The organism is Ramlibacter alkalitolerans (assembly GCF_016722765.1).
GTDB classification, from domain to species: domain Bacteria; phylum Pseudomonadota; class Gammaproteobacteria; order Burkholderiales; family Burkholderiaceae_C; genus Ramlibacter; species Ramlibacter alkalitolerans.
Genome location: NZ_JAEQND010000002.1, coordinates 238416 through 252325, shown reverse-complemented (window position 1 = coordinate 252325; position 13910 = coordinate 238416). Strand labels below are relative to the sequence as shown.

Annotated in this window: 19 protein-coding genes; 12 read left to right on the top strand and 7 right to left on the bottom strand. The window is 70.7% G+C overall.

What is annotated here, in order from left to right; all coding sequences use genetic code 11:
• Positions 1–14 precede the first annotated feature (14 nt).
• Both JI746_RS04230 and JI746_RS04225 read left to right on the top strand, forming a co-directional pair.
• Positions 15–545 carry a hypothetical protein gene (locus JI746_RS04230; protein ID WP_201687545.1) on the top strand — a complete coding sequence of 177 codons (531 nt, stop codon included), beginning with the start codon at positions 15–17 and terminating at the stop codon, positions 543–545.
• Positions 546–591: 46 nt separating this feature from the next.
• Positions 592–732 carry a hypothetical protein gene (locus JI746_RS04225; RefSeq protein ID WP_201687544.1) on the top strand — a complete coding sequence of 47 codons (141 nt, stop codon included), beginning with the start codon at positions 592–594 and terminating at the stop codon, positions 730–732.
• Here JI746_RS04225 and JI746_RS04220 read toward each other — a convergent pair.
• Positions 719–1105, bottom strand: coding sequence for a hypothetical protein (locus JI746_RS04220; RefSeq protein ID WP_201687543.1), 387 nt, complete (start codon positions 1103–1105; stop codon positions 719–721). The two genes, JI746_RS04225 and JI746_RS04220, sit on opposite strands and share 14 nt — an antisense overlap.
• Positions 1106–1294: 189 nt before the next feature.
• Between JI746_RS04220 and JI746_RS04215 the strand changes: the two genes are divergently transcribed.
• The 3 genes from JI746_RS04215 (at position 1295) to JI746_RS04205 (ending at position 2616) form a co-directional block, all read left to right on the top strand.
• Positions 1295–1603 carry an MTH1187 family thiamine-binding protein gene (locus tag JI746_RS04215; protein WP_201687542.1) on the top strand — a complete coding sequence of 103 codons (309 nt, stop codon included), beginning with the start codon at positions 1295–1297 and terminating at the stop codon, positions 1601–1603.
• A 190-nt stretch (positions 1604–1793) separates the two neighbouring features.
• Positions 1794–2117 carry a hypothetical protein gene (locus JI746_RS04210; RefSeq protein ID WP_201687541.1) on the top strand — a complete coding sequence of 108 codons (324 nt, stop codon included), beginning with the start codon at positions 1794–1796 and terminating at the stop codon, positions 2115–2117.
• Between the two features lie 187 nt (positions 2118–2304).
• Positions 2305–2616: a hypothetical protein gene (locus JI746_RS04205; protein WP_201687540.1), complete on the top strand. Its 312-nt coding sequence runs from the start codon at positions 2305–2307 to the stop codon at positions 2614–2616.
• Positions 2617–2786: 170 nt separating this feature from the next.
• On the opposite strand, the gene JI746_RS04200 is transcribed toward JI746_RS04205, so the two are convergent.
• From JI746_RS04200 to JI746_RS04185, 4 genes are all read right to left on the bottom strand, one after another.
• Positions 2787–3938, bottom strand: a complete 1152-nt coding sequence (locus JI746_RS04200) for an aminotransferase class V-fold PLP-dependent enzyme (protein WP_201687539.1) — start codon at positions 3936–3938, stop codon at positions 2787–2789.
• A gap of 125 nt (positions 3939–4063) precedes the next feature.
• Positions 4064–4441, bottom strand: a complete 378-nt coding sequence (locus JI746_RS04195; protein WP_201687538.1) for a hypothetical protein — start codon at positions 4439–4441, stop codon at positions 4064–4066.
• Positions 4442–4548: 107 nt separating this feature from the next.
• Entirely contained in the window at positions 4549–4968 is a 420-nt protein-coding gene (locus JI746_RS04190) for a VOC family protein (RefSeq protein WP_201687537.1), read from the bottom strand.
• An 82-nt stretch (positions 4969–5050) separates the two neighbouring features.
• On the bottom strand, positions 5051–7009 hold the full coding sequence (locus tag JI746_RS04185) for a PAS domain-containing sensor histidine kinase (RefSeq protein ID WP_201687536.1): 1959 nt from the start codon (positions 7007–7009) through the stop codon (positions 5051–5053).
• A gap of 114 nt (positions 7010–7123) precedes the next feature.
• On the opposite strand from JI746_RS04185, the gene JI746_RS04180 reads away from it, so the two are divergent.
• From JI746_RS04180 to JI746_RS04160, 5 genes are all read left to right on the top strand, one after another.
• The gene (locus JI746_RS04180) at positions 7124–7342 is read left to right on the top strand and encodes a hypothetical protein (RefSeq protein ID WP_201687535.1); all 219 of its coding nucleotides are present in this window, start codon (positions 7124–7126) and stop codon (positions 7340–7342) included.
• A gap of 9 nt (positions 7343–7351) precedes the next feature.
• Positions 7352–8029 (top strand): hypothetical protein, encoded by a 678-nt coding sequence (locus tag JI746_RS04175; protein WP_201687534.1) that lies wholly within the window; start codon positions 7352–7354, stop codon positions 8027–8029.
• Between the two features lie 58 nt (positions 8030–8087).
• Complete coding sequence (locus JI746_RS04170) at positions 8088–8498, top strand: hypothetical protein (protein WP_201687533.1); 411 nt, start codon at positions 8088–8090, stop codon at positions 8496–8498.
• Complete coding sequence (locus tag JI746_RS04165) at positions 8486–9412, top strand: EamA/RhaT family transporter (protein WP_201687765.1); 927 nt, start codon at positions 8486–8488, stop codon at positions 9410–9412. The genes JI746_RS04170 and JI746_RS04165 overlap by 13 nt, the downstream gene beginning before the upstream one ends.
• A 71-nt stretch (positions 9413–9483) precedes the next feature.
• Positions 9484–9861, top strand: coding sequence for a hypothetical protein (locus tag JI746_RS04160; protein WP_201687532.1), 378 nt, complete (start codon positions 9484–9486; stop codon positions 9859–9861).
• On the opposite strand, the gene ligD is transcribed toward JI746_RS04160, so the two are convergent.
• Positions 9858–11768 carry a DNA ligase D gene (ligD, locus tag JI746_RS04155; protein WP_201687531.1) on the bottom strand — a complete coding sequence of 637 codons (1911 nt, stop codon included), beginning with the start codon at positions 11766–11768 and terminating at the stop codon, positions 9858–9860. The genes JI746_RS04160 and ligD overlap by 4 nt on opposite strands.
• 279 nt (positions 11769–12047) lie before the next feature.
• Here ligD and JI746_RS04150 point away from each other — a divergent pair, with 279 nt between their 5' ends.
• Positions 12048–12359, top strand: a complete 312-nt coding sequence (locus tag JI746_RS04150) for a hypothetical protein (protein ID WP_236599554.1) — start codon at positions 12048–12050, stop codon at positions 12357–12359.
• On the opposite strand, the gene JI746_RS04145 is transcribed toward JI746_RS04150, so the two are convergent.
• Positions 12356–13294, bottom strand: coding sequence for a LysR family transcriptional regulator (locus tag JI746_RS04145; protein WP_201687529.1), 939 nt, complete (start codon positions 13292–13294; stop codon positions 12356–12358). The two genes, JI746_RS04150 and JI746_RS04145, sit on opposite strands and share 4 nt — an antisense overlap.
• A gap of 114 nt (positions 13295–13408) precedes the next feature.
• Between JI746_RS04145 and JI746_RS04140 the strand changes: the two genes are divergently transcribed.
• A complete protein-coding gene (locus JI746_RS04140; protein WP_201687528.1) occupies positions 13409–13771 on the top strand; it encodes a hypothetical protein in 363 nt (120 codons plus the stop codon).
• Positions 13772–13910 lie beyond the last annotated feature (139 nt).

Here is a 13910-nt window from a genome sequence, read left to right as displayed (position 1 = left end):
GGCTCACAAGCGCCATGGCCCTCATCGCCACTCCCGCCCGCCGCCGCATGGTCATGATCGTCCTGCTGCTGCTGGCGGTACTGGGCGGGTTCATCCGGAAGTTCGCTGCGCCGGCCTCGACGCTGCACGATGTCGGTACCTTGCTGCTGGTGCTGTGGCTGCCGGCGGTGGGCAACCTGATCGCGTACCTGATTCGCCGCATCCCGCGCCGCCCGCAGCCTGCTCCTGAACTGCCGCGCGCCGTCTTCCCGGCCGGCAGCGCCTTCACGCCGCACCTGCAGGCGCGGCTGGAGGCGATCGGCGCCTTGCCGGCGCAGCACGCGGACTGCCTGCTGCTCGTCGCGGGGCAGGCCTTCACCGCACGCCTGTCGGCGCCGATGGCGCAGGCGCTGGCCGCGCCGCAACCGCAGCCGATCGAACTGCTGCGGCCGGCGGCGGCCCTGCCGCGACTCGCGCCCGGGACCGCGTTCCACCTCCTGGTCGGCACGACGGCAGTCGCCACGGGGCGCGTGGAAGACGCGGCGGCCAACAGCCTGTTGCCGTAACTCTGCCGGCTGCTACATTGGATGCTTCACTTCCAAGGAGGCTTCCATGCCCAAAGGCGAGCAGCGCAGCAACAAGATGGCGAAGAAGCCCAAGAAGGACACTTCGCCGCCGAAGGAATCCACCTCCGACCGGCCGATGCCGCCGATGACGACGGTCGTGCCCAAGGGCAAACTCAAGAAAGCCTGATCGCGAGCGCGTCCGCGTCGCCCTCGCCAGGCGGTGGCACGGTGGCATCGGCGTCGGCATCCGCGGGCGCGCGGCGCAAGGCGCCCGGCCCGATCCGCGCCTCCTCGGGAACGTGCGCCAGCCGCCCCAGCAACGCCGACAGGCACAGCGCGGGCACCGCGTATTGCAGGCTCTCCACCACGCCACCCAGCAGGAAGCCCGCCAGGGCCGCGCCCACGTCGGCCGCATCGACGTCGATCGTCTGCGGGCGCAGGGCCAGTGCATGCAGTGCCAGGTAGGAAACGGCGGCCAGCGCGATCCACGCACCCCACGCCAGGCGCGTTCCGAAGCGCCTGCAGCTCCCCCCGCCTTCCGCGTTGTCGTTGCCGGCCACGATGTCTCCTTGTTGTTGCTTGCGCGTGACTTCCCGCCGCCGAAGGCGCAATGAGGCCAGCGTCGGCCCGCCGCGCCGCTGATGCAGGTCAAGGGACGGGCGGCTCGGCACCAAAGTGCCATCGGCGCGCGGCCGCGACGCGCGCGAACTGCAGGCAAGATGCCCGCGTCTGCGTGAACGGAGGCCCCGATGGTCCTGCTCGAATTCGCCATGTCCCCCACCGGCGAGGGTGAAAGCCTCTCGCGCCACGTCGCCCGCGTCCTCGACGTCATCGACCGCAGCGGCGTCACGTACCAGCTCACCGCGATGGGCACCCTCCTCGAAGGCGATTTCGACGTCGTGATGGGCGTCGTCAGCGACTGCTTCCGCGCCCTGCAGCCGGACTGCCATCGCATCGCGATGAACCTGAAGATGGATTACCGCGCCGGCACCGAGTCGCGCCTGCGCAGCAAGATCGACGCGGTGCAAGGGCACCTCGGGCGCAAGCTCAGCACGTGAGCGGGATCGCGCCGCCGGCGTGCCCGGCCGGAGGACTTCACGCCATCCCCCCGGGGCTCGCCCAATTGGCGCAGGATTTAGAGCAGGCACTCCACATCGCGTCCGCCTCCTTCGGGACGATGGGTCCAGCCACCGGGAAGATCGCGCATGCACCCGACCGCGCACCCGGGCGCCGAGGAAGGACTCCGCCATGAACGCGCTGACTGCCACCCTGCCCGCCCTGCGCCTGCAGTTCGAGGAATTCGCGAGCAGCTGGTTCGGCCGCCTCGGTGAAGTGGCGGAGGCCGGCGAGCAGGCGCCCTTGCCCACCCACACCCTGGTCCCGCTGGACACCCTGGCGATCGAGACCTCGCCCGGCCAGCAGGTCAGCTGCCTCGACGGCTGCGTGCTGCTGCAGTACCAGGGGCGGCCCCGCGGCGACATCATCCTGGTGCGCGGCGAGTCGCACGCTTGCGAGCCCGACGCGCGGCTGGCGATCCTGGCCTTCGTGGCCGCCACGCTGCGCATCGACTGAAGCGGCGCTTCGGGCCGGGGTGGCGGCACCGGTGACGCCACCGCGTCGCCTTGCCGCGGCAGTGAAGGGAGGAGCACCGCGCTGCCGGAATGCCCTCGGGCGCGCAACGGCTCCTTTCCTACGCGGCGCCGGCCTGCACGTCCGTAGATTCGTCCGCATCGCATGAACAACAAAGGACGGAAACGCCATGCCTCATCCCAAGAACCGCCTCAAGCTCACCGGTGACACGCACCTGCCGGATATCGGAGACCTGCTGGGCGACGACGACGAGCTCGAACTGGCGGTGGTGGAGATCGACGCCGAGCCGCGGGTGTACGCCGACGGCTGGACGCCCGGCGTGCAGGAAGTGATGCTCGTGGAAGAAGAACGGCACAGCCTGCCGCAGCCGCTGACGGCGGTGGAACGGACGGTGGAGCGCAGGGTGGCGTCGACGCCGTGGCTGGCGATCGGGGCGGCGCTGGGGTTCGGCTTCCTCGTGGCGAAGATGCTGAGGCGCTGAGGAAAAAGGAAAGCGGCCGGTCGGCCGCTTTGATGGGGGAGCCCTGGATTCCCGCCTTCGCGGGAATGACGGTCAGGGCGCCTGCGCGGGAATGACGGTCAGGGCGCCTGCGCGGGAATGACGGTCGAGGCGCCTTGGCGGGAATGACGGTCAGGCCGCCTGCGCGGGCGTCAGGCTGCTTTCGCCGGGGCGACCACGCCGAGGTGGTCGAGGGCGTCGCGCAGGTGGGCCACCGAGCGGTCCACGTGCACCCACTTCTCCAGGCCGAACAGGCCGACGCGGAAGGTCTTGAAGTCGGCGCCTTCGTCGCACTGCAGCGGCACGCCGGCGGCAGTCTGCAGGCCTTCGTTGAGGAACTTGCGGCCCGACTGGATCTCCGGGTCGGTCGTGAAGCTCACCACCACGCCCGGCGCCTTGAAGCCCTCGGCGGCCACGCTGGGCAGCCCGCGGCTCTCGAACAGAGCGCGCACCTTGCGACCCAGGTCCTCCTGCTGCGCCTTGACCCAGGCGAAGCCGTGCGCCTTGGTCTCCTTCATCGCCAGGTCGAGGCGCACCAGCGCATCGGTCGGCATGGTGGAGTGGTACATGTGGGCGCCACCCTCGTACGCCTCCATGATCTGCAGCCACTTCTTCAGGTCCATCGAGAAGCTGGTGCTGGCGGTCTCGTCGATCGCCTTGCGGGCGCGCTCGGAGAACATCACCATCGCGCAACAGGGCGAGCTGCTCCAGCCCTTCTGCGGGGCGGAAATCAGGATGTCGACGCCCACGGCCTTCATGTCGACCCACATCGCGCCGGAGGCGATGCAATCGAGCACGAACAGCCCGCCCACGGCATGCACCGCATCGGCCACCGCCCGCATGTAGTCGTCGGGCAGGATGATGCCGGCGGCCGTCTCGACGTGCGGCGCGAACACCACCGCAGGCTTCTTCTCGCGGATGGTGGCCGTGACTTCGGCGATGGGCGCCGGCGCCCACGGCGCGGTCGGGCCGCTGCCCTGGCGGCGGGCCTTCAGCACCGTCTCGGACTTCGGGATCCGGCCGGCCTCGAAGATCTGCGTCCAGCGGTAGCTGAACCAGCCGTTGCGCAGCACCAGGACATCCTTGCCGCCGGCGAACTGGCGCGCCACCGATTCCATGCCGAAGGTGCCGCTGCCCGGGACCAGCGCGGTCGAATGCGCGTTGTAGACCTCCTTGAGGATCGAGGAGATGTCCTTCATCACGCCCTGGAAGCTGCGCGACATGTGATTGAGCGCGCGGTCCGTGTAGACGACGGAGAACTCGAGCAGGCCTTCGGGATCGACGTTGGGCAGCAGTCCAGGCATGAGGGTTTGTCTCTAGGTGGGCGGAAAACGGGCAGCTTACCACCCAGCCCGGCGGGAGCCTCTTGACCGGGGTCACTTCCCCCGGACGCCACCCGGGGCTTGCAGCCGCCCCTGGCCCGCCGCGCCTAGCAGCGCAGTTCGCGGAAGCGCTTCTGCGCCCGCACGAGCGGCATCTCGTCCTCGATCGTCACGGCGTCGCCCCGGGCGCGCAGGCTGCGCTGTTCTTCCCGCAGCCGAACGTCGAGCGCGCGGCATTCCTGGCGCTGCTCGGGCGCCAGGACGGCGCGCTTGGCAGCGATGGCGCGATCCTGCGGCGGCGGCTTCGAGCGGTCGGTCACGCGGTGCGGCGTGACGCCGACCAGCCGCCCCCCGGGGCAAGGCGCCTGCGAGTACGTGCGCGCCCCGCAGCGGTAAACCTGCATCTGGGCGCCCGCCTGCGACGCGCCCAGCGCCGCGAGCACGAGCAGCGCCCTTCCGATCCCTCGATGTGCCGATGCGGCCATGGCTCCTCCCATGGCCGGGATGCTGGCGTGCCCCAGCAGGAAAAGCCGCTACAACACGTTTCGGCGATGCGCGCAGCCAACAAAGGGTCGCGCGAGCGTGGCGTGCATCACGCCGCGGGCATGCCGCCGCTCACCATCCAGGGCGTGCCGAACGGGTCGACCAGCATGCCGAAGGTCTCGGCCCAGAAGGTCTTCGTCATCGGCATCGTCACGCTGCCGCCTTGCGCAAGGGCATCGAAGATGCGGCGCGCTTCCTCCGGCGTGCCGTAGGCCAGGGACAGCGAGAAGCCCGCCATCGGCTTGGGGCCCATCGAAGGCGGCACGTCCGACGCCATCAGCGTGCGGTCGCCGAGCTTGAGCGAAGCGTGCATCACGAGGTCCGCCGAGCCGGCCGGGCAGTGATCCGGGTCGGGCGACTGGCCGTAGGTCATCATGGTCTGCAAGGTGCCGCCGAGCGTGCGTTCGTAGAAACGCATCGCCGGCGCGCAGTTGCCGCTGAAGAACAGGTAGCTGTCGAGAACGGGCATGGTTTTCTCCTGGGTGGGGCCGCAGAGGTGGGCCTGATCCCATGACGATCGGGCGCACCGGGAATCGACACCGGCAGCCCCATCATGCCGGCGGCAGCGTGAAGTAGAACGTTGCCCCCTGTCCCGGCGCGGACTGGGCCCAGATCCGGCCGCCCTGGCGCGAAATCGCCCGTGCCACCGTGGCCAGGCCGATGCCGGTGCCGGGATATTCGTCGACGGAATGCAGGCGCTGGAAGGTGCCGAACAGGCGATCGGCATACGCCATGTCGAAGCCGCAGCCGGTGTCGCGCACCGCGTACTCGCCCCGCCGGCTCGAGCCGGACACCACGATCTCCGGCGCCGGTTCGTGGGCCGTGAACTTCCACGCGTTGCCCAGCAGGTTCTCCATCACCGAACGCATCAGGCGCACGTCGCCCATCACCGACAGGCCCGGCTCGACGCGCCAGTTCACGCTGCGCTGCGGATGTTCCGCCTGCAGCCGCTGCAGGATCTCGGTGGCCATGTCGCTCAGGTTCACGGCGGACCGGATGATGTCCACTTCGGACACGTGCGCGAGCGCGAGCAGGCCCTCGATCAACTGCTCCATGGTTTCCGCGTTGCCCTGGATGCGGGCGAGGTAATGCTGCGCGCGCCCCGGGGCCCCGGGCGGCAGTTCCTGCTGCAGCAGGCGCGCATACGAGCTCACGCGCTGCAGCGGCGACTGCAGGTCGTGCGAGACGGAATACGAGAAGGACTCGAGCTGCTCGTTGGCCAGGCGCAGGGCGGCCTCGTTGGCCATCAGGTCGGTGATGTCGGTGTCGACGCCGACCCAGAACAGGACCTCGCCCTCCTGGCCGCGCACCGGCACGGCCCGGTAGGTCATGGTGTGATACGTCCCGTCGCGCGCGCGGATGCGCCGCGTGCCGGTGTACGGCTCGCCGGTGGCCATGCTGCGGATCCAGTTGTGCTGCACCGCCGGCCGGTCGTCCGGGTGGATCAGCCGCAGCCAGCGCTCGCCATGCCACTCGGGCGGCGCGCCGCCGGCCAGCTCGTACCACGCGCGGCTCAGGAAGGTCACGCCGCCGCGCGCGTCCACCGTCCAGAACGGCAGCGGCGCCTGTTCCGCCAGCGTGCGGAACAGCGCCTCCTGCCGCGCGAGCTGCGCCGTGCGTTCGGCGATGCGCTCCTCCAGGCTCGCGTTGAGGCGCCGGATCTCCTCCATCATCAGCATGCGCAGCGTGATGTCCTGCTGCGCGCCCTGGATGGCGACCACCGAGCCGTCCTCGCCGCGCACCGCTTCGCCGACGGAGCGGACCCAGACCTGGCGGCCCGTCGCCGTGACGATCTGCACCTCCAGGTCGAAGGGCAGCCCCTCCTCGATGCAGGCATCGAACGCCTGCCGGGCGCGCGGCAGCGATTCCGGCTCCAGCAGCACGAACACGTCCTGCAGCAAGGGCGTGGCGTCGGGAGCCAGGTCCAGCACCGCGGCGGCCTCTTCCGAGAGCATCAGCCGCTGGCTCGCGAGGTCGGCACGCCAGCTGCCGGTGCGCGTGAGGCGGCTCGCCATGCGCAGCCGCTCGGCCTGCTCGCGCGCCTGCTCCTGCGCCAGCTTCAGGGCATCGATGTCGGTGATGGTCCCCAGCCAGGAGCCCGCGGCCCGGCCGCGCTCGACCAGCGGCGAGGCCCGCAGCAACTGCCAGCGGTAGCTGCCGTCGGCCGCGCGCAGGCGGTGCTCGATCTGCAACACCTGGCCCTGGCGCACCATCTCGCGCAGCCGGTGCACCAGCGCCTCGCGCTCGTCGGGGTGCACGGCCTGCTTCCAGCCTTCGCCGATCGCGTCGCGCCGGCGCAGGCCCGTGACCTCGACCCAGCGGGCGCTCACGAACTGCACCTGGCCGCGCCGGTCGGCCAGGAACACGATCTGCGGCACCGCGTTGGACAGCAGCAGGAAGCGCTCTTCGGTCTGCCGGCGGCCGCGCGACTGCCGCCACAGGAGCACGCCGAGCAGCAGCGCGGCGGCCAGCGCCGCCGTCGTCCCCAGCGCGAGCCCTTGGTATGGCATGCCGCATTGTCGAGACGCTGCGCAAGTCCCGCAAGAACACGGGCTGTTTGCTGACAGGGCGCTCCGGCGGGCGCCGCCGACACTGCCTGAGACACACGAGCGAGAGGAGTCCGCATGACGCAGCACGCGATGATCCGGGGAGAAGTCTCATTCCGCGCCGGCGACGGCATCCTGTTGCCGGTCCCCGATGGCGAGGTCGACATCGACATGGCGGACGACAGCGTGACGCTGCACTGGCGCGACGCCGAAGGCAACACCGGCAGCGCCGCCATCACGCGCGACGAATACGACCGTTACGTGCGCGAGGGCAAGATCCGCGTGGGCGGCCGGTAAGGCGCGACCATGGTTTCGCGCGTGGCGATCGAAGCGATCCTGCTGGCGCTCGCCTGGGCGGCGGTGCTGCTGGTGCGGCCCTGGCGGCTGCTGCGGCCGCATGCGGGCCAAGTGCCGCTGGCCACCCCTTTCCTGGCCAGCCTCACCGTGCTGCCGTGGCTGTGGAGCTGGCCCGGCCTGGCGGCACTGCCCTTCCCGCTGCACTGGTCCGGCGCCCCGCTGGTGGTGCTGATGATCGGCTGGCCGCTGGCGATCCCCGTCGTCACCGTGGCCGGCCTCAGCACCATGCTGACGAGCGGCGCATCGCTCGCGCACGCGCTCGAGCTGACGGTCTGGAGCGGCGTCCTGCCGGCCACGCTGATGCTGCTGCTGGGCCAGGGGGTGCGCAAGGCGCTCGGTCCGCATCCGGTGGCTTACATGCTGGGGCGCGCGTTCGCGGTGCCGATGGTCTCGCTGGCCTGTTGCGCGCTGGGGGGCGCGGTGCTGGGCAACGCCCTCACCGGCCCGACCGGCGAGCTGCAGCTCGTGGCCATTCTCCTGCTCGCCATGGGAGAGGCTTCATGGAGCTGCGCGGTGGCGAGCCTGCTGGTGGCGTACCGGCCGCAGTGGCTGGCCACGTGGTCGGACGCGGTGTACCTGGGGCGTCCGGCACGGCCGCGGCCGGCGCGCGTACGCCCCCACCGCTGAGGCACCCTTTTATCGCACTGCAGCACGTACCACCCGCGGCGGTGGTATCTTGCGCGCCATGTTCTCGACCGTTCGCTCCCTGACCGCCCGGGCCGCCGTCATCGCTTGCGCCGCCGCGTCCTCGCTGGCCGTGGCCGGCGTTCGTCCGGCGGGCGTGGAGGCGGTGCCCGCGCGGGCGCCGGTGATGGTCGCCGGCCTCTGGTGCGGCGCCGGCCTGCTGCACAACTACGTGCTGGACATCGCCCAGGAGTACCAGCGCGTCGAAGCCAGACTGATCAAGCGCGGGCGCGTGCACGAACTGACCGGCCACATGGAAGGGCCGGTGCTGCGCGCCGATCCGCAGCGTGACCACACGATGGAACTGCTGGCCCAGGGCAACGAGCTGCGCATCATCGGCGCCAGCGGCCTGCTGGCGCTGGCCAAGGGACAGTTCTTCACCCGCGCCGTCGGCGGCAGCTGCACGCATTGACGGCTCCCGCCTGGCTGTGGCTGCCCATCGTGCTGGGGGCGGCCCTGGCGCAGACCGCGCGCAACGCCGCCCAACGCTCGCTGGTGGCACAGGCCGGCACGCTGGGGGCCACGCTGGCGCGCTTCCTCTACGGAATTCCGTTCGCCGCCCTCTGGGTCGCGACGCTGCACCTCGTGCCCGCCACGGCGGCGCCGCTGCCGCAGTTCGGGCTGCCCTATTTCGGCTGGCTGGCGCTCGGCGCGCTTGGCCAGCTCGCCGCGACGGCCTTCCTGCTGTCGGCGATGAAGCAGCGCAACTTCGTCGTCGGCGTCGCGTATTCCAAGACCGACGCCTTGCAGGTCGCCCTGTTCGGCACGGTCTTCCTGCGGGAACTGCCGGGGGGCTGGACGATGGTCGCGATCGCCCTCGCAACGGCCGGCGTGGTGATGCTGTCGCTGCCGCAGAAGCCCGCGGCGGTGGAAGGCAACGCCTGGACCAGCCGGGCGGCCTGGTATGGCCTCGCGTCCGGCGCCGGCTTCGCGCTGTCCGCGGTCGGCTACCGCGGCGCCGCACTGCAATTGCCGGAGAGCTCCCCCTGGCTGGCGGGGGCCTGGGGCGTGCTGCTGGCGCAGGCGCTCCAGACCGTGCTGCTGGGAGGCTGGCTGGCCTGGCGCGCACCGCACTCCCTGCGCGCCATCGTGAGTGCGTGGCGGATCTCCACCGTGGCCGGCGCGATGGGTGCCCTGGCCTCCATCGGCTGGTTCACCGCCTTCGCCCTGACCACGGCGGCCAACGTGCGCACGCTGGGCATGGTCGAAGTGGTGTTCAGCTATCTCGTGTCGCGCCGGCTGCTGCGCGAGAGACTCGCGCGGGCCGAGCAGCGCGGGCTGGCGCTGGTGCTGATCGGGCTGCTCGCCCTGGGGATGCAACGCTAAACGGCGGTGTCCTACAGGTGCGCTGGCGCGGGCGCCGCAGATTGAAGTCCGACGCAAAAAGGACCAGCACCATGGCTCACCTCGATGACCGGGCCCATGCGCCCGCGCCGCGCCGGCAGCAACCCTTCACCCTGTATGCGGCGGGCGGCCGCGTGTACGCCCGCAACCTCGACCAGAAGGTCATCGACCTGGGCGAACTGCGCCAGGACGGCAGCGCTTGGCGCTACCGGCTCGATGGCAACCAGCAATCGGGCCAGGGCTTCTCCACGGCGGAGGAGGCCCTGCGCGACATCGGCGGCCACCTGCGTTTCCTGTGGCTCGACGGCCAGTTCACCGCGGTGGCCGATGCGCGCGACGGCGACACGCTGAACCTGGACGGGGTACCGGAGGTGGAGATCCTGCTGGACGAACTGAAGCCGGGCGAGCCGATGGTGGATGCGAGCGTCTAGCGCTTGCGCATTGCTGGGGTTCGGCCTTCGGCGCTCACCGCCAGCCTACGATTTGGGGCTGGCTCCCTCTCCCGCTTGCGGGAGAGGGCTGGGGTGAGGGCCTGCACAGCCGGCCCCAGCCGCTGCGGCTTCGTCCAGTACTCCGCCCACGGATCCGCCTCCAGCGCCGCCAGCCGCTGCGGCCCGCTCACGATGTTCCAGTGGTTGCCGGCCGTGATCCCCGCGAGTTCCTCCCACGCCACCGGCATCGACACGCCGAGCCCCGGCCGCGCGCGGGCGGAGAACGCCTCCGCCGTCGACTGCACCCAGCCATTGCGCAGGTAGTCGATGAAGATCCGGCCCACCCGGTTGCGCGGCCCCAGGACCGCCACGAAGCGCTGGGGGATCGTGCGCGCCATGTGCCCGACCACGGCCTCCGAGAATGCGCGCACCGCCTCGTAGTCGTGCTCGGGCACCAGCGGCACGAACAGGTGCAGGCCCTTGCCTCCGGTGGTCTTCAGCCAGCTTTGCAGCCCCAGTTCCTGCAGCAGCGCGCGCACCAGCAAGGCGCCTTCCTGCACCTGCGCCCACGCCACGCCCTCGCCGGGGTCGAGGTCGAACACGATGCGGTCCGGCAGGGTGATCGCACGCGCGGTGGAGTTCCAGGTATGCAGCTCGATCATGCCGGTCTGCGCCGCCGCCACCAGGTCTTCGGCCGCGTCGAACGCGATCGCCGGTTCGTGGCCGGGCCACAGTTCCGGGTCGGTGCCCTTCAGGCCGCGGATGCCCGTCGGATGCTGCACGAACGTCATGGCCTCGTGGATGCCCAGCGGAGCGCGCCGGATGTACGCCGGCCGCCCCTTCAGGTGCGGCAGGGCCCACGCCGCCACCTGCGCGTAGTAGCGCACCAGGTCCAGCTTGGTGAGGCCGCTCGCGGGATCGATCACGCGGCTGCCGTGCGTGACCTTCAGTGGCGGCGCGGCGGCCTGCGGGCGCTCGCGCGTCACGGCAAGGGCCGCCTTGTCCTCGCGCAGTCCCTTGAAGGACGCATGGCGCAGGCTGCCGCCTTGCGGCCACTCGTTGAACGTGACTTCACACAGCAGCTCGGGCCGCACCCAGGTGGCGTGCCGGTCATGCCCGGTGGCGCCGGCGAAGGGCCGCGTCTTCTGGGCCATCGCCTCGAGCCGCTGGCGCAGCGCCGCCGAGACCTCCCCCGTGAAGCCGGTGCCGACCTTGCCTGCGTACTGCAGCACGCCCGCGTCGTCGTGGTAGCCCACCAGCAGCGCGCCGATGCCGGCCGGCCGCGCATCGTCCGGCCAGGTGAAGCCGCCGATCACGAACTCCTGGCGCTGCGTGCACTTGAGCTTGATCCAGTCGTCGGAGCGGCGCTGCACGTAGATCGAGCCGCGCCGCTTGCCGATCACGCCTTCCAGTCCGAGCTTGCAGGCCGACTGCAGGATGGCGCCCGCGTCGCCCCCGATCTCCTGGCTGAAGCGCAGCCGCTGCGTCTGCGCCAGCACCGATTGCAGCAGCGCCCGCCGTTCCTCGACCGCGACGCGACGCAGGTCGTGGCCGCCGCAATACGGCGCGTCGAACAGGTAGAACACGATCGCGTCGTTGCTGCCGCCCTCGATCGCGTTCTGCAGCGCGTTGAAGCTGGGCTTGCCGCTGTCGTCGAGCATCACGATCTCGCCGTCGTACCAGCCGGCGGGCAGCTTCGCCGCCAGCAGCTCCTTCTTCAGCGCGGCGAAGCGGTGCGTCCAGTCGTTGCCGCGGCGCGTGACGATGCGCACGTCCTTCGGTCCGCCCACGCGCGCGAGCATGCGATAGCCGTCGAACTTGATCTCGTAGATCCAGGCGCCGGGCACGGGCTGGTCCACCAGCGTGGCGAGCTCCGGCTCCAGGCTGTGCGGCAGTTCGGCCGGCACGGCGCCGGCGGGAAGGACGAGGCGTGGGCGCGCGATGGCGGGCTCCGGCAGGACGTTTCCCCCATGCTCGCCCAGCGGGCGCCACGGCCCTGTAGGAGCGCCTTGTCAACGTGCGCCGCGCGGCTTGCCGGGGCCGGTTGACGATCGTCAAGCGCTGCCCGGCTTCGCGGCGGTCCTACGCCGACTGGGCATGGACACGCACGGGAGGGCGCGCTACAAAGGGGCAACATGGTCCAGCCGGTCGTGGCGGGTCCATGGTCCGGATCGGGTGTAACGAACATGAGCTTCAGCACACTGCTGTACCGCTACTTCTTCTTCGGTTGGCTGTTCAAGGATGTCAACCGCGGCAACCTGCTGGAGCGCGCTGCCGCCTGGCGGCACAACCGCGACCAGGCCCGCTGGCTGCCGACGTACATGCGGCGCTGGGTGGGGTGCGGGCTGTTCTTCTACGGGCTGGGCATGACGGTGGAATCGCTGCTGCACGCGCCGGCGTTCTCGGTGCTGTTCTACGTGCCCTGCGCGCTCAGCGTGCCGATCAACGCCGTCATCGGCGCGGCCTGGGTCGGCCTGCGCATCGTTCCCGCGAACTAGAGCGTGGGCGGCTCCGGCATGCCCAGGCCGGAGAGCGTGTGCCGCGTGTGCTCCACCAGGTGGTCGAGGAAGGCGCGCGTGCGCGCCGGCATGTACTTGCGCGTCGGCAGCGCCACGATGAGGCTCAGGCGGTTGGTGATCCACGGCGCCAGCACGCGCTTGAGGTGCCCGCTCTTGAGCAGCGGCGCCACCAAGTCCATCGGCTGGCTGCTGATGCCGGCGCCGTGCACCGTCGCGCGCAGCAGCGTGTCGGTATGGTTGGCGTGCACCACCACCGGCACTTCGATCTCCAGCGTGCGATCCTGCCGGGTCGGGTCGATCAGCGTCATCGACCGCAGGCGCGTGCCCGGCGCCCGCAGGCGCAGCCAGCGGTGCGCGCGCAGGTCCTCCTCCGGTGAGGCCGGTTCGCCGAAGCGCTCCAGGTAGGGCGGCGCGGCGCACAGCACCGCCTGGCTTTCGACGATGGTGCGCACGATCGCGCTCGAGGGAACCGGGAACAGGCCGTTGAGCACGGTGAGGTCGTAGTCCTCCACGTTCGGGTCGACCGCATCGTGCACGTGCAGTTCGAGCACGATCTGCGGATAGAGGCGCTGGAACTCGGCGATCGCGGGCGCGATGATGTGCGTCGCCACCACCGGCAGCGCCAGCACCCGCACGGTGCCGCTCATCTCGCGGCTGTGCGCGTGCGCCACTTCGTCCGCCTCGTCGATGTCGCTGAGGATGGAGCGCAGCCGGCCCAGGTAGACCTCGCCGGCGGGCGTGAGCGCCAGCCGGCGCGTCGTGCGCTGCAGCAGGCGCACGCCCAGGTGCCTTTCGAGGTCGCTGACCAGCCGCGTCACGGCGGCGGGTGTCAGGTCCAGCTTGCGGGCCGCCGCCGCGAAGCCGCCCTCGTCCACCACCTGCTGGAACACCCGCATCGATTGAAGCCTGTCCATGCGGCCAATTATTGCGCTGACTGCAACGGTTGATTGTTCATGGCGCTCTTTTTTGCGTGCAGACGGAGGAATACAGTCTCTCCATCGTCAACGCTTTCCCCGAAAGGAAACACCATGAACCGCTCCGCCCTCCTCGTCGCCGCCCTGTCCTTCGCCGCCTTCGCCGCCCATGCCGACGACGCGGATGCGAGCGGCCAGTTCGCCGCCAGCGCCGCCGTCAAGGCGACCCGGACCGAAGTGCAGTCGCAGCTGGCCAGCTACAAGCAGGCCGCCGTGAACCCCTGGTCCACCTCGTACAACCCGCTCAAGTCCTTCCAGGGCACGCGCAGCCGCGCCGAAGTGCGCGCGGAATACATCGCCAGCCGCGACGCCGTGGCCGCGATGACGCGTGAAGACAGCGGCTCGGCCTTCCTGGCCACCCGTCCCGCCACGAACGGCGTGCGCTACCTGGCCGGCACCCCGGTCAACGCGCAATAAGCGCCAGCGCCGATCCGTGCGGCCCAGCGCCGCGCGCACCCCTCCCCTGCGAACCATCAGCTCTCCCTGATGGTTCGCATCAAAACCTTTAACTATCCTTTATCCGTCGGCCTCCCTACATTTGCTCCAGCAAATTCGA

Coding starts and splice junctions, on each gene's coding strand:
- JI746_RS04190 (WP_201687537.1), bottom strand. CDS start 4,968: ATGCCCGTTCTCGACAGCTACCTGTTCTTCAGCGGCAACTGCGCGCCG.
- JI746_RS04150 (WP_236599554.1), top strand. CDS start 12,048: ATGAGCTTCAGCACACTGCTGTACCGCTACTTCTTCTTCGGTTGGCTG.
- JI746_RS04205 (WP_201687540.1), top strand. CDS start 2,305: ATGCCTCATCCCAAGAACCGCCTCAAGCTCACCGGTGACACGCACCTG.
- JI746_RS04175 (WP_201687534.1), top strand. CDS start 7,352: ATGGTTTCGCGCGTGGCGATCGAAGCGATCCTGCTGGCGCTCGCCTGG.
- JI746_RS04160 (WP_201687532.1), top strand. CDS start 9,484: ATGGCTCACCTCGATGACCGGGCCCATGCGCCCGCGCCGCGCCGGCAG.
- JI746_RS04225 (WP_201687544.1), top strand. CDS start 592: ATGCCCAAAGGCGAGCAGCGCAGCAACAAGATGGCGAAGAAGCCCAAG.
- JI746_RS04145 (WP_201687529.1), bottom strand. CDS start 13,294: ATGGACAGGCTTCAATCGATGCGGGTGTTCCAGCAGGTGGTGGACGAG.
- JI746_RS04230 (WP_201687545.1), top strand. CDS start 15: ATGGCCCTCATCGCCACTCCCGCCCGCCGCCGCATGGTCATGATCGTC.
- JI746_RS04185 (WP_201687536.1), bottom strand. CDS start 7,009: ATGCCATACCAAGGGCTCGCGCTGGGGACGACGGCGGCGCTGGCCGCC.
- JI746_RS04215 (WP_201687542.1), top strand. CDS start 1,295: ATGGTCCTGCTCGAATTCGCCATGTCCCCCACCGGCGAGGGTGAAAGC.
- JI746_RS04170 (WP_201687533.1), top strand. CDS start 8,088: ATGTTCTCGACCGTTCGCTCCCTGACCGCCCGGGCCGCCGTCATCGCT.
- JI746_RS04180 (WP_201687535.1), top strand. CDS start 7,124: ATGACGCAGCACGCGATGATCCGGGGAGAAGTCTCATTCCGCGCCGGC.
- JI746_RS04210 (WP_201687541.1), top strand. CDS start 1,794: ATGAACGCGCTGACTGCCACCCTGCCCGCCCTGCGCCTGCAGTTCGAG.
- JI746_RS04200 (WP_201687539.1), bottom strand. CDS start 3,938: ATGCCTGGACTGCTGCCCAACGTCGATCCCGAAGGCCTGCTCGAGTTC.
- JI746_RS04140 (WP_201687528.1), top strand. CDS start 13,409: ATGAACCGCTCCGCCCTCCTCGTCGCCGCCCTGTCCTTCGCCGCCTTC.
- JI746_RS04195 (WP_201687538.1), bottom strand. CDS start 4,441: ATGGCCGCATCGGCACATCGAGGGATCGGAAGGGCGCTGCTCGTGCTC.